We start from the raw sequence: 23861 nt of genomic DNA on the forward strand, positions 1-23861 counted from the left end.
GGCACAAGCGAGTAACACGGAAACAAATTGTAGGGTTTTGCCTGAGGCGCAAAACCCTACAAATTTTCAAACCATTGATTTTAAAGGTTTTTATAAAGTTGGCACGCCTCCTGCTATATCTATCGCATAACAAGAATAAAAAAATTGCGGCAAACCTAATAAAAACAAGACGTAACGACTCTGACATAACAAAAACAACACGGCAGAGACGCAGCTAACAGATTTTTTTGGAGAAGATGTGCTTTTCAGGGTGCTTTTCGGAGTTACCCGCAACCGGGCAGAGAATAATAAAACTACCTTCAGGTAGCTCCCGAACTGGTTGGATCGCTCAGCGAGAAAGTAGATCAGCGCTCAAAAAAATACGTTTGCTCTTGATCCCGAATGGGGATCGCCAAAAACAGCGGTAAAGGGCAACGGTTGCCAAAAACAAAAACAGACCGACCCTCAATAATAAAAAAAGAGCACGCGCAACGAAAATTAAAGGGGAGCTTCGGCTCCCCTTTGTGCTGTCTGCGATTCTGAAAACTCTTCAAGACACTGTGGGAGCGAGCTTGCTCGCGATGGCGGTGGATCAGTCAGCACAAACGTTGAATGTCACACCCTCATCGCGAGCAAGCTCGCTCCCACAGGTTTCCTCTTCATTCCTGCTTTTCGCGCAACTCCTCGATACTGATCTCGCGCATCCGGAATTTCTGGATCTTGCCAGTCACCGTCATCGGAAACTCCTCGACGAACTTGAAGTAGCGTGGCGTCTTGAAGTGCGCGATGCGTTCCTTGCACCAGGTTTGCAGCTCTTGCTCGGTGGCGCTGTGGCCGGGGTGGAACTTGATCCAGGCGACGATCTCTTCGCCGTAGCGTGAGCAGGGAATGCCGATCACCTGCACGTCCGCAACGGCCGGATGAGTGAAGAAAAATTCTTCCAGCTCCCGCGGGTAAATATTCTCACCACCACGGATGATCATGTCCTTGTTGCGCCCGGCAATGCACACGTAACCCTCATCGTTCATGCTCGCCAGGTCACCGGTGTGCATCCACCCAGCCTGATCGATGGCGTCCGCCGTGCCTTCAGGGTTGTTCCAATAACCGAGCATCACGCTGTAACCGCGGGTGCACAGCTCGCCAATGGTACCGCGTGGTACCAGGTTGCCCACTTCGTCGATGATCTTGCTTTCGAGCTGCGGCTGGGTGCGGCCGACGGTGGTCACGCGCAGTTCCAGGTCGTCTGAAGGACCGGTCTGCAACGACACCGGACTGGTTTCCGTCATACCGTAGGCAATCTGCACTTCGCTCATGTGCATTTCGCTGATGACCCGGCGCATCACCTCGATAGGACAAGTTGCGCCCGCCATGATCCCGGTACGCAGGCTCGACAGGTCGAAGCCGGCACGCTGAGGTTGATCGAGCATGGCGATGAACATGGTCGGTACGCCGTACAGCGCAGTGGCCTTTTCTTCAGCGACAGTGCCCAGGGTCAGCAACGGATCGAACGCGTCGTTCGGGTAAATCATCGTACTGCCATGGGTGATGCAGCCAAGATTGCCCATGACCATGCCGAAGCAGTGATACAGCGGCACCGGGATCACCAGGCGATCGGCCGCCGTCAAGCCCAGGCTTTCGCCAACCATGTAACCGTTGTTGAGAATGTTGTAGTGACTGAGGGTCGCGCCCTTGGGAAAACCGGTGGTGCCAGAGGTGTACTGGATATTCACCGCCTGGTCGAAATGCAGGCTTTCCTGACGCTCGCGCAATTGTTCAGGAGACACGCTGCCAGCCAGATCCGTCAGTTGCGACCATGGCAGGAAACCGCTGGGCGGCTGCACATCCAGGCTGATCACGCCGCGCAACTCCGGCAACCGCTCGCTGAGCAATTTGCCGATGGACTGCTCTGCCAGTTCCGGCACCAGGCCCTGCACCATGGCGTGATAGTTCGAGGTCTTGAAGGCCCCGGCACACACCAGCCATTGGCAGCCGGATTGCTTCAACACGTATTCGAGTTCGGAACTGCGATACGCCGGATTGATGTTGACCAGGATCACGCCGATTTTCGCGGTAGCAATTTGGCTGATGCACCACTGCGCACAGTTCGGCGCCCAGATACCGAGGCGGTCCCCGGCTTGCAGCCCCAGCGCCAGCAGTGCCCTGGCGTGCAGGTCCGCGGCCTCGGCCAATTGCTGCCAGGTGTAACGCAGCTGTTGATGGCGCACCACCAGCGCCTCCCCGTCCGGGTACTGCGCAACCGTGTTGTCGAACGCTTGGCCGATGGTCATCGCCAGCAAGGCTTTGTCCTGGGAACCACGGGTGTAACTGCGTTGCGGGCTTGCACTGGGTTGATCCATGACGACCCCTATTGTCTTTATTTTGTAGGAGCGAGCTCGCTCGCGAAGAACGTCAAGGCACCGCGTTTAGCCAGACAACACGGGTTATCGTTGACGTCCTTCGCGAGCAAGCTCGCTCCTACAGAATCACTCAAGTTGACGTTTACGTAAAGGGTGATTGACAGCCATTCGTCACAGGCTTACGTTAACGTAAAGGTGAGAACCCACTGACAGTCTCACCAACCGACAAAAAAGCCAAAAGGTGACCCATGAGCTATCCATCCCTGAACTTTGCCCTCGGTGAAACCATCGACATGCTGCGCGATCAGGTTCAGTCCTTCGTCGCCAAGGAGATCGCCCCGCGCGCCGCTCAGATCGACATCGACAACCTGTTCCCCGCCGACCTGTGGCGCAAATTCGGTGACATGGGCCTGCTGGGCATTACCGTGCCGGAAGAGTACGGCGGTGCCGGCCTGGGTTACCTGGCCCACGTGGTGGCCATGGAAGAAATCAGCCGTGGCTCGGCTTCGGTGGCGTTGTCCTACGGCGCGCACTCCAACCTGTGCGTCAACCAGATCAACCGTAACGGCAACCACGAGCAGAAATCCAAATACCTGCCGAAGCTGATCAGCGGCGAGCACATCGGCGCTTTGGCCATGAGCGAACCGAATGCCGGTTCCGACGTGGTGTCGATGAAACTGCGTGCCGATAAACGCGGCGACAAGTACGTGCTCAACGGCAGCAAGACCTGGATCACCAACGGTCCGGACGCCAACACCTACGTGATCTATGCCAAGACCGACCTGGAAAAAGGCCCTCACGGCATCACCGCCTTCATCGTCGAGCGCGACTGGAAAGGCTTCAGTCGCAGCAACAAGTTCGACAAGCTCGGCATGCGCGGTTCAAACACCTGCGAGCTGTTTTTCGATGACGTCGAGGTGCCGGAAGAAAATATCCTCGGCGTGCTCAATGGCGGCGTGAAAGTGCTGATGAGCGGCCTCGACTACGAGCGTGTTGTCCTTTCAGGTGGCCCGACCGGGATCATGCAGGCGTGCATGGACCTGATCGTGCCGTACATCCACGACCGCAAGCAGTTCGGCCAAAGCATCGGCGAATTCCAGCTGATCCAGGGCAAGGTCGCCGACATGTACACCCAACTCAACGCCAGCCGCGCCTACCTGTATGCCGTGGCCCAGGCTTGCGAGCGCGGCGAGACCACGCGCAAGGACGCCGCCGGCGTGATCCTCTACAGCGCCGAACGCGCTACGCAAATGGCCCTCGACGCGATCCAGATTCTCGGTGGCAACGGCTACATCAATGAATTCCCGGCCGGCCGTCTGTTGCGTGACGCCAAGCTGTACGAAATCGGCGCGGGCACCAGTGAGATCCGTCGCATGCTGATCGGTCGCGAACTGTTCAACGAAACCCGCTAAACGGAGCTGCACATGGCTACCCTGCATACCCAGCTCAACCCCCGTTCAGCGGAATTCGCCGCCAACAGCGCAGCGATGCTCAAGCAGGTCGACGCGTTGCACACCCTGCTCGCCCAAGTGGCGCAAGGTGGCGGCCCGAAGGCTCAGGAACGCCATACCTCGCGGGGCAAACTGCTGCCCCGCGAGCGCATCAACCGCTTGCTGGATCCAGGTTCGCCGTTTCTGGAAATCAACCAACTGGCGGCGTACGAGGTGTATGGCGAAGACGTACCCGCTGCTGGCGTAATTGCCGGGATCGGCCGTGTGGAAGGCGTCGAGTGCATGATCGTCGCCAACGACGCCACGGTCAAAGGTGGCTCGTATTACCCGCTGACGGTGAAAAAGCACCTGCGCGCCCAGACCATCGCCCAGCAGAACCGTCTGCCGTGCATCTATCTGGTGGATTCTGGCGGCGCCAACCTGCCGCGTCAGGATGAAGTGTTCCCGGACCGCGAGCACTTCGGACGAATCTTCTTCAATCAGGCCAACATGAGCGCCATGGGCATCCCGCAGATTGCCGTGGTCATGGGTTCCTGCACCGCTGGCGGCGCGTATGTGCCGGCCATGGCTGATGAAGCGATCATGGTCCGCGAACAAGCCACCATCTTCCTCGCCGGCCCGCCGCTGGTGAAAGCCGCGACGGGTGAAGTGGTCAGTGCCGAGGACCTCGGCGGGGCCGATGTGCACTGCAAGATTTCCGGTGTGGCCGACCATTATGCCGAGAGCGATGAACACGCCCTGGCACTGGCACGCCGCAGCATCGCCAACCTCAACTGGCGCAAGCAAGGTGAGGTTCAGCAACGCACGCCGATCGCCCCGCTCTACAGCAGTGACGAGTTGTACGGCGTGGTCCCGGCCGACGCCAAGCAGCCGTTTGACGTGCGCGAAGTGATTGCGCGGCTGGTGGACGGATCGGTGTTCGACGAGTTCAAGGCGCTGTTCGGAACGACGCTGGTCTGCGGTTTTGCTTACCTGCACGGTTACCCGATCGCGATCCTCGCCAACAACGGCATCCTCTTCGCTGAAGCGGCGCAGAAAGGCGCGCACTTCATCGAACTGGCGTGCCAGCGCGGCATCCCGTTGCTGTTCCTGCAGAACATCACCGGTTTCATGGTCGGGCAGAAGTACGAAGCTGGCGGTATCGCCAAGCACGGCGCGAAACTGGTGACCGCCGTGGCCTGCGCCAAGGTGCCGAAGTTCACCGTGATCATCGGCGGCAGTTTCGGTGCTGGTAACTACGGCATGTGCGGTCGCGCCTACGATCCGCGCTTCTTGTGGATGTGGCCGAATGCGCGCATAGGCGTGATGGGCGCCGAACAGGCGGCCGGCGTGCTGGTGCAGGTCAAGCGCGAACAGGCCGAGCGCAGTGGCCATGGTTTCAGCGCCGAACAGGAAGCCGAGATCAAGCAACCGATCCTCGACCAGTACGAAGAACAGGGGCACCCCTACTATTCCAGCGCGCGTCTGTGGGACGACGGTGTCATCGACCCGGCACAGACCCGCGACGTACTGGCCCTGGCCTTGTCCGCGTCGTTGAACGCGCCAATCGAACCGAGCCGCTTCGGCGTGTTCCGGATGTGATCCGACCTCTGTAGGAGCGAGCTTGCTCGCGATAGGCGTTAACGATAACGCGGGGCATCAGGTAGCCAGCGTCGGTTGAGCGTTCATCGCGAGCTTGCTCGCTCCTACAGAAGAACAGAGTTGTGGAGACGGACAATATGAGCGACTTCAACACCCTCGAACTGCTGACCGACCCCCGTGGATTTGCCACGCTGTGGCTCAGCCGTGAAGAAAAGAACAACGCCTTCAATGCCGAAATGATCCGCGAACTGATCCTCGCCCTCGACAAAGTCGCCAGCGATGCCAGCCTGCGGTTCCTGATTGTGCGCGGTCGCGGCAGGCATTTCAGCGCCGGCGCCGACCTGGCCTGGATGCAGCAATCGGCCGAGCTCGATTACGCCACCAACCTCGATGACGCCCGGGAACTGGCGGAATTGATGTACAACCTGGCCAAGCTGAAGATTCCGACCCTGGCCGTGGTGCAAGGCGCAGCCTTTGGCGGCGCGTTGGGCTTGATCAGTTGCTGCGACATGGCCATCGGTGCCGATGATGCACAATTCTGCCTGTCGGAAGTGCGCATCGGCCTGGCACCCGCGGTAATCAGCCCGTTCGTGGTGCAAGCCATTGGCGAGCGCGCTACACGTCGCTATGCCCTGACCGCTGAACGCTTCGGCGGGCAACGGGCACGGGAAATCGGATTGTTGTCGGAGAGCTATGCAGGTGCCGAACTGGAACAGAAAGTCGATCAATGGATCGACAACCTGCTGCTCAACAGCCCTGCCGCGATGCGCGCCAGCAAGGACCTGTTGCGCGAAGTCGGCGACGGCTCACTGACCCCGGCATTGCGCCGTTACACCGAAAACGCTATCGCCCGCATCCGCGTCAGCCCCGAAGGCCAGGAAGGCCTGCGCGCCTTCCTGCAAAAACGTCCGCCGAGCTGGCAAGCACAAACCACCAAGGAGCCCCGTTGATGAGCGCACCAGTCCTCACCACCCTGCTGGTGGCCAACCGTGGCGAAATCGCTTGCCGGGTAATGCGTACCGCCAAGGCCCTGGGCCTGACCACCGTGGCCGTGCACAGCGCCACCGACCGTGACGCCCGGCACAGCCGTGAAGCTGACATTCGAGTTGACCTCGGCGGTAGCAAGGCCGTCGACAGCTATTTGCAGATCGACAAACTGATCACCGCCGCCAAGGCCAGCGGCGCCCAGGCGATTCACCCCGGCTATGGTTTCCTGTCGGAGAACGCCGGGTTCGCCCGCGCCATCGAAGCGGCCGGCCTGATTTTCCTTGGCCCGCCCGCCTCGGCCATCGATGCCATGGGCAGCAAGTCCGCCGCCAAAGCCCTGATGGAAACCGCTGGTGTGCCACTGGTGCCCGGTTATCACGGCGACGCCCAGGACCTGGAAACCTTCCGCGCCGCCTGCGAACGCATCGGCTACCCGGTGCTGCTCAAGGCCACGGCCGGGGGCGGTGGCAAAGGCATGAAAGTGGTCGAGGACGTCAGCCAATTGGCCGAAGCCCTGGCCTCGGCCCAGCGTGAGGCGCAATCGTCGTTCGGCGACTCGCGGATGCTGGTTGAGAAATACCTGCTCAAGCCACGTCACGTGGAAATCCAGGTCTTCGCCGACCAGCACGGCAACTGCCTGTACCTCAACGAACGCGACTGCTCGATTCAACGTCGTCATCAGAAAGTCGTCGAAGAAGCACCGGCGCCGGGCCTGAGTCCGGAACTGCGGCGCGCCATGGGTGAAGCCGCCGTACGCTCGGCGCAGGCCATCGGTTACGTCGGTGCCGGCACCGTGGAGTTTTTGCTGGATGCGCGCGGCGAGTTCTTCTTCATGGAAATGAACACCCGCCTGCAGGTCGAACACCCGGTCACCGAAGCCATCACGGGCCTCGACCTGGTGGCTTGGCAGATTCGCGTGGCACGCGGCGAAGCGTTGCCGATGACTCAAGACCAGGTGCCGCTGGTGGGGCACGCGATCGAAGTGCGGCTGTATGCCGAAGACCCGGGCAATGATTTCCTGCCGGCGACCGGTCGCCTGGAGCTGTATCGCGAATCCGCCCAAGGGCTCGGCCGTCGAGTGGACAGCGGCGTTGAAGAAGGCGATGAAATTTCGCCATTCTACGACCCGATGCTCGGCAAGTTGATTGCCTGGGGTGAAGACCGTGAACAGGCGCGCTTGCGCCTGCTGAGCATGCTCGACGAATTCGCCATCGGCGGGCTGAAGACCAACATCAATTTCCTGCGGCGCATCATAGGCCACCCCGCATTTGCCACTGCCGAACTGGATACCGGCTTCATTCCGCGTTATCAGGAACAGTTGCTGCCGACCCCAGAGGAACTCAGCGAGGATTTCTGGCAAGCCGCCGCCCAGGCGTTCGCCCAGAGCCAGCCCCATGCAACCCGCGCCGATGACCGGAGTTCGCCGTGGGCTGCACCTAACGGGCTGCGTGCCGGCTTGCCGAGAGAAATCACTCTTCACCTGAGTTGTGAAGGTCAGGACCGTGCGCTGACGCTGGGCGACATCAATGCCCATAGCGCTCGGCTCAAGGGCGAGCAACTGCTGACCGAGCACGAAGGCGTGCGCCGTCAGCACCGCGCAATACGCCGTGGCGACTATGTGTATTTGCAGTGGGATGGCGAGTTGCGCCGCATCGAGTCTTACGACCCGATCAGCGCCGTCGAGGCCAGCCACAGCCATCAGGGCGGGCTGACCGCTCCCATGAACGGCAGCATCGTCCGGGTACTGGTAGAGGCCGGGCAATCGGTCGAGGCCGGGGCGCAATTGGTGGTACTGGAAGCGATGAAGATGGAGCACAGCATCCGCGCGCCCCATGCCGGGGTGATCAAGGCGCTGTATTGCCAGGAAGGCGAAATGGTCAGCGAAGGCAGTGCGCTGGTCGAACTGGAAGAAGCGTGAAATGAAGATCGGTCCTACGCATCGCGAGGACCGATCTGATCAGAACCTGGCTGTTGCCTGAACCACAACACCGATGATTCGACACTCTTCGGTGTACAAAGCTTTCGGATATGTCGGATTGAGCGGGACCAGATAACGCTGCCCGCCCTCTTCGATGAGTTTGCGGAACGTGGCTTCGGTGCTGCCCGGCCACTGGGCAATGACCAGTTTGCCAGGCGCGACGTCCACCGCGGGGTCCACCAGGATCAGCATGCCTTCCGGGATGCTGATGCCATTGGGTGCGGTCATCGCATCGCCTGTTACTCTCAACCAGAATGCCGGCCCCCGGGCGTGGTAATCGGACAGTTCAAATTGCCCTTTTCCGTACACCGGAACCTCGCCGTCACGCACTTCGGCAGGTTCGCGCCAGTCACTGACCGGGTAGCGAAAGTACGGATTGTACTTCTGTGTCAGGGTGATTTCGTCGTCCGTTGACGCCTGCGGCTCCCGGATCACCAGCGCTACTTCGAGAAACTCAAGGCCCAGCGCCCGCAGCACACGGTTCATGTCTTCGATGCCGGGTTCACGACGTTTGTTGAGCCAGTGGCCAATGCCGCCCTGGGACATCCCGAGGCGCTCGGCGAGTATCTCTTGAGTGATTTTGAGTTCACTCATCTTGGCCTTGACCAATTCAATCCATTTATCCATGTGCGGCACGATACGTGGGCGACTCCAGCCATCAAAACACAAAATGTAGTATTTAAATTGTCGTCACAAATACAGTTCGTATTAGGATCGGTTCACGGATCTGAATCTAACACGGAGCTTGCCATCGCCATGAACCAACCTACCAATGACCTGCCGGACATGCACATCGACACCACCTTTACCTCGCCCCTGGACTCAGCGGCGGCACAACGCGCGCTGGACTATTACTTGAAACCAGCTGTTTCGGAGGGAGTGGCCGAGCCGCGTTTTTTTGATGTAAACCGCAATATCAGCGGCGAAGAGGCGCTGGTCCATGCCCTGGGCCTGTTGCGCTGTGCTGCCGCCACCGCGTACGAGTCCGCCAATCACCTGCAAGGCGCAAGCCGCGACCTGGCATTTTCGACGGTGCACATGATCGACATGGCCAAGGCGATGGTCGATCGATCGCTGGAGAAGTATGAAAACGGTTGAGGTGAGAAGACAAATCGAGAGGGCAGGAAAGAATTTTCCTGTCGCGCAGGTAAAAACGTTTGACTTGCAAACGAGAATGATTATTATTGCATCAACTGGTCGAGAGATCAGTCGATGGACCAGGTGACCTTAGGTCGGTCTCCTGGACTATCTCCTCATCAGGCTAATCACGGTTTTTGACCCGGCTTTTTGCCGGGTTTTTTTTTGCCAGTTTTTCTGGCTTTGGCTTCAGGCTAATGAAGTTTTTGGGTGCCGCAAATTCGATGGCGCGGATGGCATCAAAAGAATTCCAGTTGGCAAGAGAAGCCCGGCATCATTGGTTCATACCAGCGACAGATAGCACTTGAGAATCAATCGCATAGCCTCTAAGCTGCGGCGGCGTCAAGGAGGACGCCCCCACCCTCGCACCCCGCAATTCCCCTCGGTTTCACCCCACTCTTGCGTGTAAAGTAGCCACCATAAAAATCATATTCAGGATCCGATTATGGCCGTGGCTAAATCTTCTTTCGACATCAGTGCCAACTTCGACAGCGGCAATATCCAGGTAATCGATGTCAGCGACCCGCTCAAGCCCCTGCTGGCGATCCGCCCCGATACCAAGAGCAACCATTTTCAATGGTTCCACTTCAAGGCCAGCGGCCTGCATGTCGGCCAGGAGCACTGGTTTCGCCTGAACAATGCCAGCCAATCCTCCTATAACAAGGCCTGGGCCGGCTATCAGGCGGTGGCGTCCTACGATCACGTCAACTGGTTCCGCGTACCGACCATTTTCGAAGGCGACTGCCTGCGCTTCAGCCTCGAAGCCGAGCAGACCCACGCCTGGTTCGCCTACTTCGAACCCTACAGCCGTGGTCGCCACGACTGGCTGATCGAGCAGGCGCTTACCAAGGCTGGCACCGAACTGCTGGCCACCGGCAAGAGTGTCGAAGGTCGCGACATCCAGCTATTGCGCAAAGGCACCGGGACTGAAGGCCAGCGCAAAGTGTGGATCATTGCCCAGCAACATCCGGGCGAGCACATGGCCGAGTGGTTCATGGAAGGCGTGATCGAACGCCTGGAAAGAAACGACGACCCAGTGCTGAACAAACTGCTGGCCAGCGCCGACCTGTACCTGGTACCGAACATGAACCCGGACGGCGCCTTCCACGGACACCTGCGCACCAACGCCATGGGCCAGGACCTGAACCGCGCCTGGCAGAACGCCAGCCAGGAAATCAGCCCGGAGGTCCTGTTCGTTCAGCAACAGATGGAAAAATATGGCGTCGATATGTTCCTCGACGTCCATGGTGACGAGGAAATCCCTCATGTGTTCACAGCTGCTTGCGAAGGCAATCCAGGTTACACACCGCGGATCGAAAAACTCGAAGAACACTTCCGCAACCACCTGAAACACACCACAAAGGATTTCCAGACCAAACACGGCTACACCCGCGACGAGCCGGGTCAAGCCAACATGACGCTGGCCTGCAACAGCGTGGGCCAGAAGTACGATTGCCTTTCGCTGACCCTGGAAATGCCGTTCAAGGATCACGATGATCATCCGAACCCGTTGACGGGCTGGTCAGGCAAGCGCTCGAAGCAGCTGGGGAAGGATGTGTTGACGACTATGGCGGATGTCGTCGATAGCTTGCGCTAGTTGGCTTAACGGTGACATGACCTGACAAGATCATGTCACTCTCCTGAGTTTTACGGCCTTGTAACGACTGAATTACTTGGCCGTGAAACCATTCCAATAAAGCTGACCGCCTTAACAAAGTACAGAGCCGACCCTGAGATATTAGCTGCGGCAAACGTTAACGTCGTACTGTCTCCAATTTTTTTGGGCACGGGGCTCCCGGTATCTTTCACGCTGTATATTTCATATCGAACTGCTTTAGGTGATGCGCTCCAGCTAAAAGTAATCGTGCTAGCGGTTGACCCGACTTTGGCAAAATTTGCTGGCGCTATTGGTGGGGATTGGGGTGGAGCGTAAGAGGATAGCCGCACAGCATTTTCGTGCCATACACGCGCTGTATCCGCAGTGATAGCATCCCCACGTGGCAAACCGAATTCATCGCTCAGAGCAGGTGTTGAATAGTACCCGGTTGACTGTCCACACAAAATCGTAGAAGTCTTCCCATTGTTATACCCAAACCGGTAATTGGCTGCGCCATCGGTGTTGCAATGAGAACTTCCAGCATTGTGACCAACCTCATGCCTATACGTGTTGATGCTATGCGCCCATCCAATACCCGCACGTCCTTTTATATACCCCCAACCTAGCGCCGTATCCTCCGGAGTTGAATTAAAAAAACCATAAATCATGTCAGGTACGAATTGGGCCATGCCTGCAGAAAAAATCGTTGTTAACTGCCCCAGGGTTCCTGTCGTTGTCGGGTAGTTCTGCTCCACTACCTGAACTCCAACCAATCTAAGTGAAACGTTGGAGACGAGGGAGATTCGCAAGGCTAAATTAACAGACTCTATTTGTGATAACGCATGGGCCATCACATCCCCGCCTACTCGTTCAACCGCCGCACGAGAATAACCCAACAAGACATCAACAATTTTTGGCTCTTCGCTGGCTGAGTTTACCGACTCTGTGGCAACTTTTTCATCGGGACTCGGAATGCCGTCTTCGACCGCTGGATCAAAATAAGGCTCAGGGCTAAACGTACTTGATCCTTGTTGGTTTACTAAAAACAGTCCGCTCTTACCTGGCCTATTAACTAACGCTACAAGACCTCCCTCTACCGAGCGAACCGTGACCAATGAACCCTCGGATTTGTCTGGCAACCGCAGCTTGCCGCTCTCCACGGTATAACCATCAATGACCTTTGAACTCGAACGTTCGAAAACCGCCGGAGCAATCAAATCCGCATACAACTCTGCTGTCGATTTACTCGCAACATTCTCGATAATCTGGCGTTTCGGTTCCACGGAATCAGTCGCCGGCGGATGCGCACAGGCACCGAGTATCACAGCCAAGCACACTAACGACAGCCCGGAAAAAGCGCGTCGTATGGAACGCACACCTGCAGTCTTGAACATGCTTCGTCTCCCTGAATAACACGATCAGTGCTGTTCGACTGACCTCGTCCGGGGCCACTGCAGTCTTTGAACATTGAACGTGCTTTTTCAGGGGAGCGAAACTGTCAAAGTTGACAGGTCAACGAGCCACCTTCAGCAAAAACCGGCTCGCAGTCTTTGAAATCACCCGCGATCCTTACCCCGCAACATGCTGTCCAGCACATCATCCCGCCGCACCCAGCCGTGAAACAACGCGGCCGCCAAATGCAGCAACACGGTCAGAAACAGCAGATACGCCAAATACCCATGAGCCTTGCGCAAAAACGCAAACAGCTGCGCGTCCGCCGGCACGATCGATGGTAACTGCAGCGAACTGCTGAGCATCACCGGTTCGCCCGACGCCGAAATCATCGTCCAGCCCAGCAGCGGCAAGACCAGCATCAAGGCATACAGCAATACATGCGAGGCCTTGGCCGCCATCGCTTGCCAACCCGGCAAATCCGCCGGCAGCGGTGGTTGCGTGGTGGAGAACCGCACCACCAGCCGCACGATCACCAGCAGCAAAATCGCGACACCCAAAGGTTTGTGCAGATTGATCAGCCATTCATGCCGTTCGGACACCGAGGCGACCATGCCGGCACCGATAAACAACATGGCGATGATCATCAGTGCCATCAGCCAGTGCAGCAGTCGCGCCAATGGAGCGAAGTGGTTGGGTTGAGTGCTCATTGCTGGGCCTCCTGTTTGGCGGCGGGCAACTGGCTGACTTCGCTGGTGCGACGCAGGTAGGAATTGGCGTAACCGGCTGAACGAGCGGCGAGCAACGGGTCGTCGGACCCTTCGATGCCGGCGGGTAAAACCAGCGGGTCGTAATTGATGTCACGGCATTCGCCATTGAGTTGCGGCTGGGTTTTTTCCAGCACCAGCGTGCCTGCGTTCAACACTTTGCGCCCTTCAGGCCAGGCTTTGCTGGCGTCGTTCACGGGATCGCCGGGATTGGCCAGGATGATATTCAACTGCCAACGCAACGGTCCTGCGGCTATACGCTGAACCAGGTCTTTCTCCAGAAAGTCGCTGCCCTCGGGCGCCATGGCACCCGACGCATCCTGCGCTACCGGCACCATGCTCCAGCGCACAGCCTGGCGTTGTCCGGCAGCGTTCACCAGATAAAACGCGTTGACGCTGTTATAGGTCTCGGTGACGTAACTGGCTGACGGTTTGGCGGTCTTGATCCAGGCCAGAAAGGGTGCAGCTTCCGGATGCGCACCGAAAAACGCCGGAACCGCGGTCGGGTTCGGCTTGCCCGTAGCCGGGTCCGGCGACTGCGCCTGCTGCAATTGATAGAACGCCTCGGGCGTGCCCACCGGGAACACCGGCATGCTGTTCATCCCCGTGCGCCACTGCTGGCCGTTGGCCTGGGTGAAGCGCAAGGCCATGCTGCGGATCGGCACGGCACTGTCCGGAGCATAAGGATTGCCGGCCGGCAAGGCGAAACGTCCGACCACCGGCGTCCGAGCTTCGTTGAACACCTGGGCGGTGGAATAGCTGCGCGCCTCACCGCTGCTCTCGAAATGCCCGATCACGCACACGCCTTTGGAATGGTTGCGACGGAAACCCGGATGCACGCCGTTGTTGGTTTCCAGCACGTTGATCAGTTTCTTCGGAGTCAGGCGCTGTGGGTCAAAGGTGCCGTTGACGTAGGCAAACGCCCCAGCCAAGGCGGCAACGACCACAGCAATGCCAGCCAGACGCAACGTCAGGCTTGCCGCACTCAAGGGTGGCCGGGTTGGCGGTGATGATCGATCTACCATGAAAGACTCCAGGGCCATCGGCCACAAGTGAGAAGAATCAAGCAGACGAACCGCATGCAGGTTTATTCCCACGCGCGATATTTATTTTTTCTGACGTGGAATAACCTCCGGTACCGGACGTCTTCCTAGTCCCAAGCGTAGTGACTAGTCAGAACTTCATGAACGATATCGACGAACAACTGAGGGAAATCATTCCAGGATTGCGACGGTTCGCCGTGTCGTTGACGCGCAACACCAGCAGCGCTGACGACCTGGTGCAGGCGAGCCTGGAGCGGGCACTCTCGAGTTGGGCTGGCAAACGCGCCGAGGGCGACTTGCGCGCCTGGCTGTTCTCGATTCTCTATCGGCAGTTTCTCGATGCCCACCGTCGCTCCCGGCGCTATGCGCGCATGCTCGAATTCTTCACCGGGCGTGACGATGCCCAGCCCTCGGTGGAGCGCACCGTGATTGCCCAATCGACCCTCAACGCCTTCGACCGGCTGCCCACCGAGCAGCGCGCGCTGCTGCTCTGGGTGTCGGTGGAAGGTTTGAGTTACAAAGAGGTCGCCGAGATTCTCGACGTACCCACCGGCACCGTGATGTCCCGCCTGTCCCGGGCTCGCCAGGCCCTGCGCCAACTCAGCGATGGCGAAATCAACCGCCCTTCCCTGCGGAGACTCAAATGATCAGCATGCCCCCCAGCGAGCGTGACCTGCACGCCTACGTCGACCACCAACTGAGCGACGCCGACCGACGCCAGGTGGAGACTTTTCTGGCCGGTAACCCGCAGATGGCCGCGCAAGTATGCGCCTGGCAGCAGGATGCCCAGACACTGCGCGCAGCGCTGAGTGGTGCCTTGCAACAACCCTCGAACCCGGACCTGGATCCGGCGGTTATACGCCAGCGCCTTAAACGCCAATCCCGTAGACACCTGGCCAGTGCCGCGGTGTTGTTCATCGCCGTCAGCGTCGGCGGTGTCAGCGGCTGGCAAGCGCGGGAGATGACACTGGCGAGTCCCCAGCTTCCAATGACCGATGCGCTGCAGGCTTATCGCCTGATTGCCCAGCAAGGCCTCCTGCCGGCGGATTTCAAAGTCGGCGACGACGGTGACATGCAAGGCTGGCTCGACCGCTACTTCACACAGGCCAACCGCCTGCCCGACCTTTCGGATGCCGGTTTCAAACCGGTCAGCGGGCGCCTGCTGAGCACCGAGCAAGGCCCGGCGGCGATGGTGGTCTACGAGAACCAGAGCGGGCAGAAAATCAGTTTCTACGTGCGCCCGCCAGGGCCGAAAAACTTCCTGCTGCCCAGGGGCAGTCGCAGTGATGGCGAGTTGCAGGCCGAGTACTGGTCGGGAAGTGGCTACAACTATGCGATGGTCAGCCCGGCGGATACACCGGCGGCGCGGATGCTCAAACAGACCACTCAATTCTGATCGCCATCCAGCTGCTTTTTTTTGTGGGAGTTTGCGGTGTTCCTTTAGAGCCCAGTGACGGTGGCCCGGAATATTCCGACACTGCTGGAAGCAGATTCCCTGCTCTGGTTACACTATGGCGCCGCAGCACAAAGAGCCTGCCCGTACACCAGAGGTGATATCCCAGTGGCCGTTCGACCGCCCAGCCGTTCGCGAATCAAATCGCGCTGGCAAACGTTGCATCGCCTTCTCGGCAAGGCACCGGCAGCCGGTAGCGCCGCGACAGGCCAAGTCATCCACGACTACTTTCGCCATCAGGCCCATGCACAGGGCTACACCCTCAGTCACAGCCAACAGCGGGTGATCGACTGCATGGCCCGGCATGCCTGCATGCTGATGGGCACTGCGGCGAAAACCCTTCCCGGTCTTTATCTGCATGGTGCCGTGGGGCGCGGCAAAAGCTGGCTGCTCGACGGGTTTTTCCGGGCCATTCCCCTCGCGCAAAAACAACGTCTGCATTTCCATCAGTTTTTCGCTCAGCTGCACCAGAGCATGTTCAAGCACCGCGATCAGGCCGACGCACTGGCGATCACCCTCGATGAACTGCTCAGCGATTGCCGGGTGCTGTGTTTCGATGAGTTCCATGTGCACGACATCGGCGATGCGATGCTTATCACCCGGTTGTTCAAGGCACTGTTCCAGCGCGGCATCCTGTTGCTGGTCACCTCCAATTATCCACCCGAAGGCCTGTTGCCCAATCCGCTGTACCACGCCCGCTTCAAACCGGCGATCGACTTGATCAATGCCCGCATGCAGGTGATGGAGGTCGGCGGGCCCCACGACTACCGCAGCCAGGCCCGAACCCATGCGCATCAGTTATTCACTCAAGGTCACTACGTCTGGCCCGCGAGCGTGGCGCAACGACAATCGCTGAACCTGCCCAGGCACAATGCCCCGCCTGTTTCGTTGTCGGTAGGTACCCGGCATTTGCGAGCACGTTTCTGCGAAGGGCGCGGCATCGGTTTTACCTTCACCGATTTGTGCGATCAGCCCACGGCGGTAATGGATTATCTGGAGCTGTGCCGCCAGTTCGACCGCTGGATCATCGATGAACTGCCACTGCTGGGCGATTGCACGATTGCCGCCCAGCAGCGTTTTATCAATCTCATCGACGTGCTGTACGACCAGGACAAGCACCTGACGTTGCTTGGGCAGCACTCATTGCGCGAAAGCCTGAGTGGCGATGCCATTGATCTGGCGCGCACGCGCAGCCGATTGGGACAACTGGTCGAGGTCAGCGAACCGGTCTGATCGATAGCTTTTTGTTGTATTGAGGGGCCTCTTCGCGAGCAAGCCCGGCCCCACATCTTTCCCGCTATCATGTCGCCCATTTCCAGGGCCCCCGCGCCCTCCTCTTGGTTAATGGCGAATCTGTTCATGCATACCCTTGCTCAATTGCGCGCCGGCGAGTTGTCGGGCATCACGCGGCTGGATCTGGCCGAAGACCTGACCGAGTTTCCCCGGGAGATCTTCGATCTGGCGGATTCGCTGGAAGTGCTCAACCTCAGCGGCAATGCTCTGAGCGCGCTGCCAGAGGATTTGCATCGCCTGACCCGTTTGCGCGTGCTGTTCTGCTCCGATAACCGTTTCACCGAGTTGCCGGCCTGTGTTGGCCAATGCGCTGCACTGACGATGATCGGCTTCAAGGCCAACCGTATCGCCCACGTGCCCGCAGCGGCACTGCCACCGCTGTTGCGCTGGCTGATCCTGACCGACAATTGCATCGAGACGCTGCCGAGCGCGTTGGGAGAGCGGCCATACCTTCAAAAGCTGATGCTTGCCGGTAACCGCCTGCAGGCATTGCCGGAGTCAATGCGCAATTGCCATCGGCTGGAGCTGATCCGCATCGCCGCCAACCAATTCACCGACTTGCCGCAATGGCTGCTGACGCTGCCGAGCCTGACCTGGCTGGCCTACGCCGGTAATCCGCTGGAAACCGAAGCCGATGCCGCCGCCCTCGATGCCACACCGCGCATTGACTGGTCGACATTGCACCTGGAGAAAAAACTCGGCGAAGGGGCGTCCGGAGTGATTCATCAAGCTGTCTGGCAACCGACCGACCAACCGGCCATGCCAGTTGCGGTGAAGCTCTACAAGGGCGAAATGACCAGCGATGGCTCGCCGCTGCACGAGATGAACGCCTGCATCACCGCGGGCCTGCACCCGAATCTGATTCGCGTCGAAGGGAGGATTGTCGATCACCCGCAACAAACCGCCGGGCTGGTCATGCAGTTGATCCCGCCGAGTTTTCGCAACCTCGCCAGCCTGCCGAGCCTTGCGTCGTGCAGCCGCGACATTTATGCCGAAGGCTTGCGTTTCAGTGCAGCGGTGGCGCTGCGCATTGCTTCGGGCATTGCCTCGGTGGCCGAACACCTGCACAACCACGGCATCACCCATGGCGATCTCTACGGGCACAATATTCTGTGGAATGAGCAGGGCGATTGCTTGCTGGGGGATTTTGGCGCGGCGTCGTTCCACGAGATTTCCGACAGCCTGGAAAGCCGCGCCTTGCAGCGGATCGAGGTGCGGGCGTTCGGGGTGTTGCTGGGCGAACTGCTGGAGCGGGTTAATTCGGGGTTGAGCGACGAACAGCGTGGGGTACTGGAAGATCTGGAACAGCGTTGCTGCCAGCCGCAAGTGCTGGTACGGCCGGGGTTCAGCGAAATCATGCGGCAATTGGAAAGTCTGTGACCGCTGCGCGGTCAATCGCGAGCAAGCTCGCTCCCACAGGGTAGCGCTAAACCTGTGGGAGATTGCTCCGGGCGGCGATCCGACGATGACGGCCTGCCAGACAACAGAGCCGTTATTGACACAAAGACTTAACCCGCCAACCCGACAAACATGTCCTGCACGTCGTCGTGGTTATCGAGGCCTTCGAGGAACGCTTCGACTTCCGCCATTTGCTCATCGCTCAGGCCGCTGACCGGGTTTTTCGGCTGGTAGCCCAGTTTGGCCGACAGGACGGTGAAGCCTTGTTCCGGCAGGGCTTTCTGTACCGCGTCGAGGTCGGTCGGCTCGGTCAGGAACAGTGTTGCACCGTCCTCACCCGGTTCGAAATCCTGCGCACCGGCTTCAATGGCGGCCATTTCCGGATCGGCGTCCGGGGTGTCCGGCGACGCTTCGATCATGCCGACGTGGTTGAAGTCCCAGGCCACCGAACCGGAAGCCCCCAGCTGACCCTTGCGGAACGCCACGCGGATTTCGGCGACGGTGCGATTGATGTTGTCGGTCACGCACTCAACGATCAACGGCACCTGATGCGGGGCGAACCCTTCATAGGTCACGCGATGGTATTGCACGGTTTCGCCCAGCAGGCCCGCGCCCTTCTTGATGGCACGATCCAGTGTTTCCTTGGGCATCGAAGCTTTCTTGGCCTGTTCAACCACCAGGCGCAAGTGCGCGTTGGTAGCTGTATCAGCGCCGTTGCGCGCAGCAATGGTGATTTCCTTCACCAGTTTGCCGAAGATCTTGCCCTTGGCATTGGCTGCCGCTTCTTTGTGTTTAACCTTCCACTGTGCGCCCATTTCTCACTCTCTTATCTGTGGCATCTGTGGCGCCGAGACATCTATTGGCCGACGCTTTGCACAAGTTTACCCGGCCTAAAGTTGGCAATCGACCAAAAAATCCCGACTTGCATCGACATCTTCACCAGCGGTTGTAGGGCAATTCGGAAATGTCGCTTTACCGTGCCCGCAATGCGCCGGGGTTTCGTACGCTTTGCACCCTACTCCACAGCGGTAGCGCGTTCGATGCACAACGACAAGGAAAGTCCCACCACTCTGACGCTTCTCGAAGACGACCTGAATTTCCAGGTGGTCCGGTTCAGTGGTCATGAAGCTCTCAACCAGCCCTATCGATTCGACATCGAGGTGATCGGGCTGGCACCAGCCCTGAACCTTGAGCGATTGCTGCACCAACCGGCGTTCCTCGAATTCGGCCACGATCAAGGCATTCATGGCGTGCTGGACAGCGCCAGTTGTGAACATCGAAGCGGGCACCGGGTCGCTTACAAGCTGCTGCTGGTGCCTCGTCTCCAGGTGCTGGAACAGCAACCATGCCGACGTATTTTCCAGCACGCCAGCGTGCCCATGATCCTGCGCCAATTGCTGGAGCAACATGGGTTGCCCGCCAGCAGTTATCGCTTTGAACTGGCAACCAGGCACTATCCCCTGCGACCTTTTTGCATTCAGTACGAAGAATCCGACCTGGCGTTGCTGCAACGGCTGTGCGAGGAAGAAGGCATTCACTATCACTTTGAGCATCAACGCGACGGCCATGTGCTGGTGCTGGCCGACGACAGCTTGAGCTTTCCCCAGGAGCCACTGCTCATGTCGATGAGCGGCGGCGCCCCCGGCGAACACCAGGAACCGGTGATCAGCGAACTGTTCCAGCGCCATGACGCCACACTCTCCCCTGTGCGTCCAGGCGCCAGGAATCCGGGTGCAGCGGACATCAGCGAAGGCGCAGCCAATCACTCGTTCGCCACGGCGAGGCACTGTCCCGCTGGCGAACAACAACATCGCGACCAGCTCAGCCGTCGACAACTGGAACGCCTGCGCTGCCGTCACCAGCAGATCCACGGTCAAAGTAGCCAGGGGGCATTACGCAGTGGCCGAATCCTGCAAGTGGCCGAGCACCCGCTGGCGAATTTCAATGATCAGTGGCTGGTTACCGAAATCCGCCATCAGGGGTGTCAGTCATCCATTCTGCTCGACGACACACCGGGCACGGCCTCGGGTTACCGCAATCAATTCAGCGCCATCCCCTGGTCGACGGTATTCAGGCCAGCGCTCAAACAACCCAGGCCGAATATCCCCGGGTATCAGCCCGGTCGCGTGTGCGGCCCGGTCGGGCAACCGGCGGCAGTGGACGAGGATGGCCGGGTTCAGGTGAACCTCTGGCCCGCCACGCAACCAGCCGCAGAAGAGTCCAACGGCCTGTGGCTACCGCTGGCACTGACCACCGCCGAGGACTGGATCGATCCGGCCCGCTTGCCCGTGGCTGGCAGCGAGGTACTGGTGATTTTCCTCGACAGTGACCCGGATCGCCCGGTGCTTTGTACGACCATGGGCCCTCGGCCACAACCTCACCGCCCTCGCCCGCATGAGCCCCGTGGCGATACCCGCCTGCTGTTCGACTGGCTGCTCACCCGCTCGGACCCTGCACCCTGACGCTCAACCCTTGTCAGCCTTGCCGGCTGCAGCAGCGAACTTCGCCAGACGCACGTCCAGATGCCGTGGCCGATGCCCGTGATCCTCCGCGCGCTCCTTGCGGCGGATGGCGTTGCGTACCATCAGCGAGCCGATATAGCGAATCGGCTCCGGCGGGAAAAAGCCCAGAGGGCCATTGACCAGCGGCGAACGGGTCCAGGGGTTGTCCAGGCCTTGAACCATCGACGCCAGAATCTGCCCGCCCATGTGGCAGGGGCCGACGCCGCTGCCGGAATAGCCGAAACCGTAAAACACATTGCCACTGGCGCTCATCTGCCCGAAAAACGGCAGCCCGGTCACCGATCGATCCGATGGACCGTTCCAGGTCGCCTCGACCTTGACGTCGGCAAACACCGGGAAAAAATCCGCGAGACTGCTCTGCAACAGGCCGGCATAAGGCGATGGCTGATCGAACACCGGTAGCATGCGCCCGCCATAGGCGAAGGTGTTGCCGCCCTTGCCGAGCATGATCCGGCCGTCCGGCGTGTTGTGGTAGTAGTGCACGAAAATCCGCGAATCGAGCACCGTGACGCCACTGGTCAGGCCGATTTCGTCGAGTAAATCCGGCCGAGGCTCGGTGATCAGCATGTCGCTGGAAACGATCGCCACGCTGCGTTCGAACTGAGGGAACGCCCGGGCCATCCAGGCGTTCATCGCCAGCACCACGCGGTCGGCGCGAATGGTGCCCTTGGGGGTTTGAATACCCGCCGGCCGGCCCTCCTCCAGCCCTGTCATCGCGGTATTTTCATGAATCCTCACCCCCAGTTGCAGGGCTACCCTGCGCAAGCCACGCACCAGTTTGCCAGGCTGGACACTGGCCGCGGACGGGGAAAACCAACCTTCCAGGTGTTTGCTGGAACCGGCCATGCGCTGCACATCGGCCACTGGCCGCTGGGTGAACGAGTTGATGCCGTTGCGCTCCAGCGCCGCGATCACAGCGTCGGTCGAGCCGACTTGAGCGCGATTGGTCGCGGTGTAGAGGGTGCCATCGAGGCGGTAATCGGCATCCACCCCATACTGTTCGCAGAAAGCGCCGATGGCATGGATGCTGCGCTCAGACTCCTTGACCAGACGCACGGCTTCTTCGACGCCGAACAAACGTTCGAGGGTGAAATACTTGGCCGACCACGACAACGCACAACCGCCATTGCGTCCACTCGCCCCGGCACCGCAGATGTCCGCTTCGATCAGCAGCACATCCAGTTCGGGGTTCTGCTCCTTGAGCATGATCGCGGTCCACAACCCGGTGTAACCACCGCCGACGATACAGACATCGGCGCGGGCGTCGCCTTCCAGTGGCGGACAGGTTTCGGATGCATCAGCCTTCAAGGCCTGGTCCAGCCAAAAGGGTCTCATGGGGTCAATCTCCGGTCAGTGGCCCACACGCCGGCCTGCCGCAGGTGCAGCAGGCGACGAGGGACAGGATTCAGGTACGCAGGGGTTTGATGGTCATCGCTTGATTGGGCACGTAGGCGAAGTGAGTGCCCAGGCCACCGGGGCGGCTGTTCCAGTGCGGAATCAATACCAGCGCCGAGAACATGGCGCAGCCGGCGAAGACGATGAACACGGTAACGGTGTCAAAGTAGCCAGGCAGCAGCCCGCCGAGAATCGCCCCGACCGAACCGCAGCCGTTGACGAAACCGGCTGCAGTGGCGCCGGCCTTGGCGGTGCCGAAGTCGATGGCGGCCGCGCCGCTGATCATCGAGTCCGGTCCGTAGAGGGTCAGGCCCATGACGAACAGCAGCGCCACCACCAGCAGCACACTGCCGGTTTGCAGGGCGCCCATGAAAAACGCCAGGGACACCGTCAGCGCCAACAGGCTGATCACGCAGGCCGGCATGCGCCGGGCGCCGAACAGTTTGTCCGAGGCCAGGCCAATCAGGATCGGCCCGAGCAACCCGGCCAGCTCGAACGCAGTCGGAATGATCGCCGCGCCGACCTTGCCTACCGAAGGCATCTGTTCGAAGACGATCACCGGTCCCCACAGCAGAATCGCGTAGCGGGCCGGCTTGAGCATGAAGTACGCCAATCCCAATACCAGCACCGTACGGTTGCGCAGGATTTCCTTCAAAGGCTCCCACATGCTGATTTTGCTTTGCGCCTCGGCTTGTTCGGCGGTCAGCTCAGGCTCCGGCTCCACCGCCGGCAAGCCGACGTCCTCCGGTTTGTTGCGTTGGAAAATAAAAAACAGCACGGCGACCAGCCCAACCACCGCCGCACTGGAAATGAACGCCGCATGCCAGCTGCCGATGAGCGTGTACGCCCACCAACCGGCAAACGGCGAGGCTACCAGACCGCCAAAGGCGTAGCAGGAACTCCACAGGCCCAATACCCGTCCGCGTTGCTCGGAGGGAAAGAAGCTGCCGAGGTTCTTGCACAGCCCCGACCAACCGGTGGACTGCGCCAGGCCTTGTATCAGCATGCAGGTAGCGAAAATCGGTAACGTTGCGAAGTTGCCCATCACCAGCGCCGCGGCGGCGGAAATCAGCAACCCGCCGAGCACCACAACTCGCGGGCCAAAACGGTCTGCGAGGATGCCCCAGGTGAACTGACCGACGGCGTAAGCCGTCAGGTAGATGGCGTCGAGGTTGGCCATGGCCATTTTGTCGAGCATGAAGGTCGGGTCTTCGCCAATACCGAGTTTGGCGACCGAGAATGCTTTGCGGGTGAAATAGAACGCGGCGTAGGCGAGCCAGGTGATCGCGAAGATCTGCACGCGCCAACGCTTGATGGTGCCGATGTGCTTGTTCATTGTGGTTCTGACCTCAGGGTGTGAGTGTGCCGGCAGAATTGGAAGAAAACGCCTGTGTTTTTATTGTTGAGCACTGCGATATCGCCCTGTCCCTACGGCGGATACCGGTCAGATGAGTCCTGTAGTTGCACGCACAGGCTCATGGCACCCGCTGCTGTTCGACTGACCAGTCAGCGGGGCTGAGGTGGATAAAAA

The 23861-nt window shown here is 59.6% G+C and carries 19 protein-coding genes; 11 read left to right on the forward strand and 8 right to left on the reverse strand.

What is annotated here, in order from left to right; genetic code table 11:
* Nucleotides 1–638 precede the first annotated feature (638 nt).
* Nucleotides 639–2336, reverse strand: coding sequence for an AMP-binding protein (locus AC3WTM_RS22790; RefSeq protein WP_102671595.1), 1698 nt, complete (start codon nt 2334–2336; stop codon nt 639–641).
* A 248-nt stretch (nt 2337–2584) separates the two neighbouring features.
* Between AC3WTM_RS22790 and AC3WTM_RS22795 the strand changes: the two genes are divergently transcribed.
* The 4 genes from AC3WTM_RS22795 to AC3WTM_RS22810 all read left to right on the forward strand — a co-directional run bounded on the left by AC3WTM_RS22795 (nt 2585) and on the right by AC3WTM_RS22810 (nt 8273).
* Nucleotides 2585–3748 (forward strand): isovaleryl-CoA dehydrogenase, encoded by a 1164-nt coding sequence (locus AC3WTM_RS22795; protein WP_007946948.1) that lies wholly within the window; start codon nt 2585–2587, stop codon nt 3746–3748.
* A 12-nt stretch (nt 3749–3760) separates the two neighbouring features.
* On the forward strand, nt 3761–5368 hold the full coding sequence (locus AC3WTM_RS22800) for a carboxyl transferase domain-containing protein (protein WP_102671596.1): 1608 nt from the start codon (nt 3761–3763) through the stop codon (nt 5366–5368).
* A gap of 137 nt (nt 5369–5505) precedes the next feature.
* Nucleotides 5506–6318 carry a gamma-carboxygeranoyl-CoA hydratase gene (locus AC3WTM_RS22805; protein WP_102671597.1) on the forward strand — a complete coding sequence of 271 codons (813 nt, stop codon included), beginning with the start codon at nt 5506–5508 and terminating at the stop codon, nt 6316–6318.
* The gene (locus AC3WTM_RS22810) at nt 6318–8273 is read left to right on the forward strand and encodes an acetyl/propionyl/methylcrotonyl-CoA carboxylase subunit alpha (protein ID WP_102671598.1); all 1956 of its coding nucleotides are present in this window, start codon (nt 6318–6320) and stop codon (nt 8271–8273) included. Before AC3WTM_RS22805 ends, AC3WTM_RS22810 begins: the two co-directional genes overlap by 1 nt.
* 39 nt (nt 8274–8312) lie before the next feature.
* On the opposite strand, the gene AC3WTM_RS22815 is transcribed toward AC3WTM_RS22810, so the two are convergent.
* On the reverse strand, nt 8313–8960 hold the full coding sequence (locus tag AC3WTM_RS22815) for a LexA family protein (protein ID WP_102671599.1): 648 nt from the start codon (nt 8958–8960) through the stop codon (nt 8313–8315).
* A 129-nt stretch (nt 8961–9089) separates the two neighbouring features.
* Between AC3WTM_RS22815 and AC3WTM_RS22820 the strand changes: the two genes are divergently transcribed.
* Together AC3WTM_RS22820 and AC3WTM_RS22825 are read left to right on the forward strand one after the other, a co-directional pair.
* Nucleotides 9090–9431, forward strand: coding sequence for a DUF6124 family protein (locus tag AC3WTM_RS22820; protein WP_102671600.1), 342 nt, complete (start codon nt 9090–9092; stop codon nt 9429–9431).
* A gap of 484 nt (nt 9432–9915) precedes the next feature.
* Nucleotides 9916–11067 carry a M14 family metallopeptidase gene (locus AC3WTM_RS22825; RefSeq protein ID WP_102671601.1) on the forward strand — a complete coding sequence of 384 codons (1152 nt, stop codon included), beginning with the start codon at nt 9916–9918 and terminating at the stop codon, nt 11065–11067.
* 50 nt (nt 11068–11117) lie between these two features.
* Here the strand turns inward: AC3WTM_RS22825 and AC3WTM_RS22830 are convergent, their stop codons facing one another.
* The 3 genes from AC3WTM_RS22830 to AC3WTM_RS22840 form a co-directional block, all read right to left on the reverse strand.
* Nucleotides 11118–12461, reverse strand: a complete 1344-nt coding sequence (locus tag AC3WTM_RS22830; RefSeq protein WP_102671602.1) for a zinc metalloprotease — start codon at nt 12459–12461, stop codon at nt 11118–11120.
* 162 nt (nt 12462–12623) lie between these two features.
* Nucleotides 12624–13169, reverse strand: a complete 546-nt coding sequence (locus AC3WTM_RS22835; RefSeq protein WP_102671603.1) for a cytochrome b — start codon at nt 13167–13169, stop codon at nt 12624–12626.
* Nucleotides 13166–14251, reverse strand: coding sequence for a catalase family peroxidase (locus tag AC3WTM_RS22840; protein WP_102671604.1), 1086 nt, complete (start codon nt 14249–14251; stop codon nt 13166–13168). The genes AC3WTM_RS22835 and AC3WTM_RS22840 overlap by 4 nt, the downstream gene beginning before the upstream one ends.
* Nucleotides 14252–14409: 158 nt before the next feature.
* Here AC3WTM_RS22840 and AC3WTM_RS22845 point away from each other — a divergent pair, with 158 nt between their 5' ends.
* The 4 genes from AC3WTM_RS22845 to AC3WTM_RS22860 all read left to right on the forward strand — a co-directional run bounded on the left by AC3WTM_RS22845 (nt 14410) and on the right by AC3WTM_RS22860 (nt 18395).
* Nucleotides 14410–14916, forward strand: coding sequence for a sigma-70 family RNA polymerase sigma factor (locus AC3WTM_RS22845; RefSeq protein WP_090456673.1), 507 nt, complete (start codon nt 14410–14412; stop codon nt 14914–14916).
* Entirely contained in the window at nt 14913–15665 is a 753-nt protein-coding gene (locus AC3WTM_RS22850; RefSeq protein WP_102671605.1) for an anti-sigma factor family protein, read from the forward strand. The genes AC3WTM_RS22845 and AC3WTM_RS22850 overlap by 4 nt, the downstream gene beginning before the upstream one ends.
* A gap of 165 nt (nt 15666–15830) precedes the next feature.
* Nucleotides 15831–16955 (forward strand): cell division protein ZapE, encoded by a 1125-nt coding sequence (gene zapE, locus AC3WTM_RS22855; protein WP_102671606.1) that lies wholly within the window; start codon nt 15831–15833, stop codon nt 16953–16955.
* Nucleotides 16956–17081: 126 nt separating this feature from the next.
* Nucleotides 17082–18395, forward strand: coding sequence for a leucine-rich repeat-containing protein kinase family protein (locus tag AC3WTM_RS22860; protein WP_102671607.1), 1314 nt, complete (start codon nt 17082–17084; stop codon nt 18393–18395).
* 128 nt (nt 18396–18523) lie between these two features.
* On the opposite strand, the gene AC3WTM_RS22865 is transcribed toward AC3WTM_RS22860, so the two are convergent.
* Nucleotides 18524–19228: a YebC/PmpR family DNA-binding transcriptional regulator gene (locus AC3WTM_RS22865; protein WP_008063883.1), complete on the reverse strand. Its 705-nt coding sequence runs from the start codon at nt 19226–19228 to the stop codon at nt 18524–18526.
* 225 nt (nt 19229–19453) lie between these two features.
* Between AC3WTM_RS22865 and AC3WTM_RS22870 the strand changes: the two genes are divergently transcribed.
* Complete coding sequence (locus AC3WTM_RS22870) at nt 19454–20875, forward strand: type VI secretion system Vgr family protein (protein WP_102671608.1); 1422 nt, start codon at nt 19454–19456, stop codon at nt 20873–20875.
* Between the two features lie 3 nt (nt 20876–20878).
* Here AC3WTM_RS22870 and AC3WTM_RS22875 read toward each other — a convergent pair whose 3' ends face one another.
* On the reverse strand, nt 20879–22270 hold the full coding sequence (locus AC3WTM_RS22875) for an FAD-dependent oxidoreductase (RefSeq protein WP_102671609.1): 1392 nt from the start codon (nt 22268–22270) through the stop codon (nt 20879–20881).
* A 70-nt stretch (nt 22271–22340) separates the two neighbouring features.
* Entirely contained in the window at nt 22341–23666 is a 1326-nt protein-coding gene (locus tag AC3WTM_RS22880) for an MFS transporter (protein ID WP_102671610.1), read from the reverse strand.
* Nucleotides 23667–23861: the final 195 nt, after the last annotated feature.

It is taken from the genome of Pseudomonas sp. EU05-FHT14B02 (assembly GCF_058791055.1).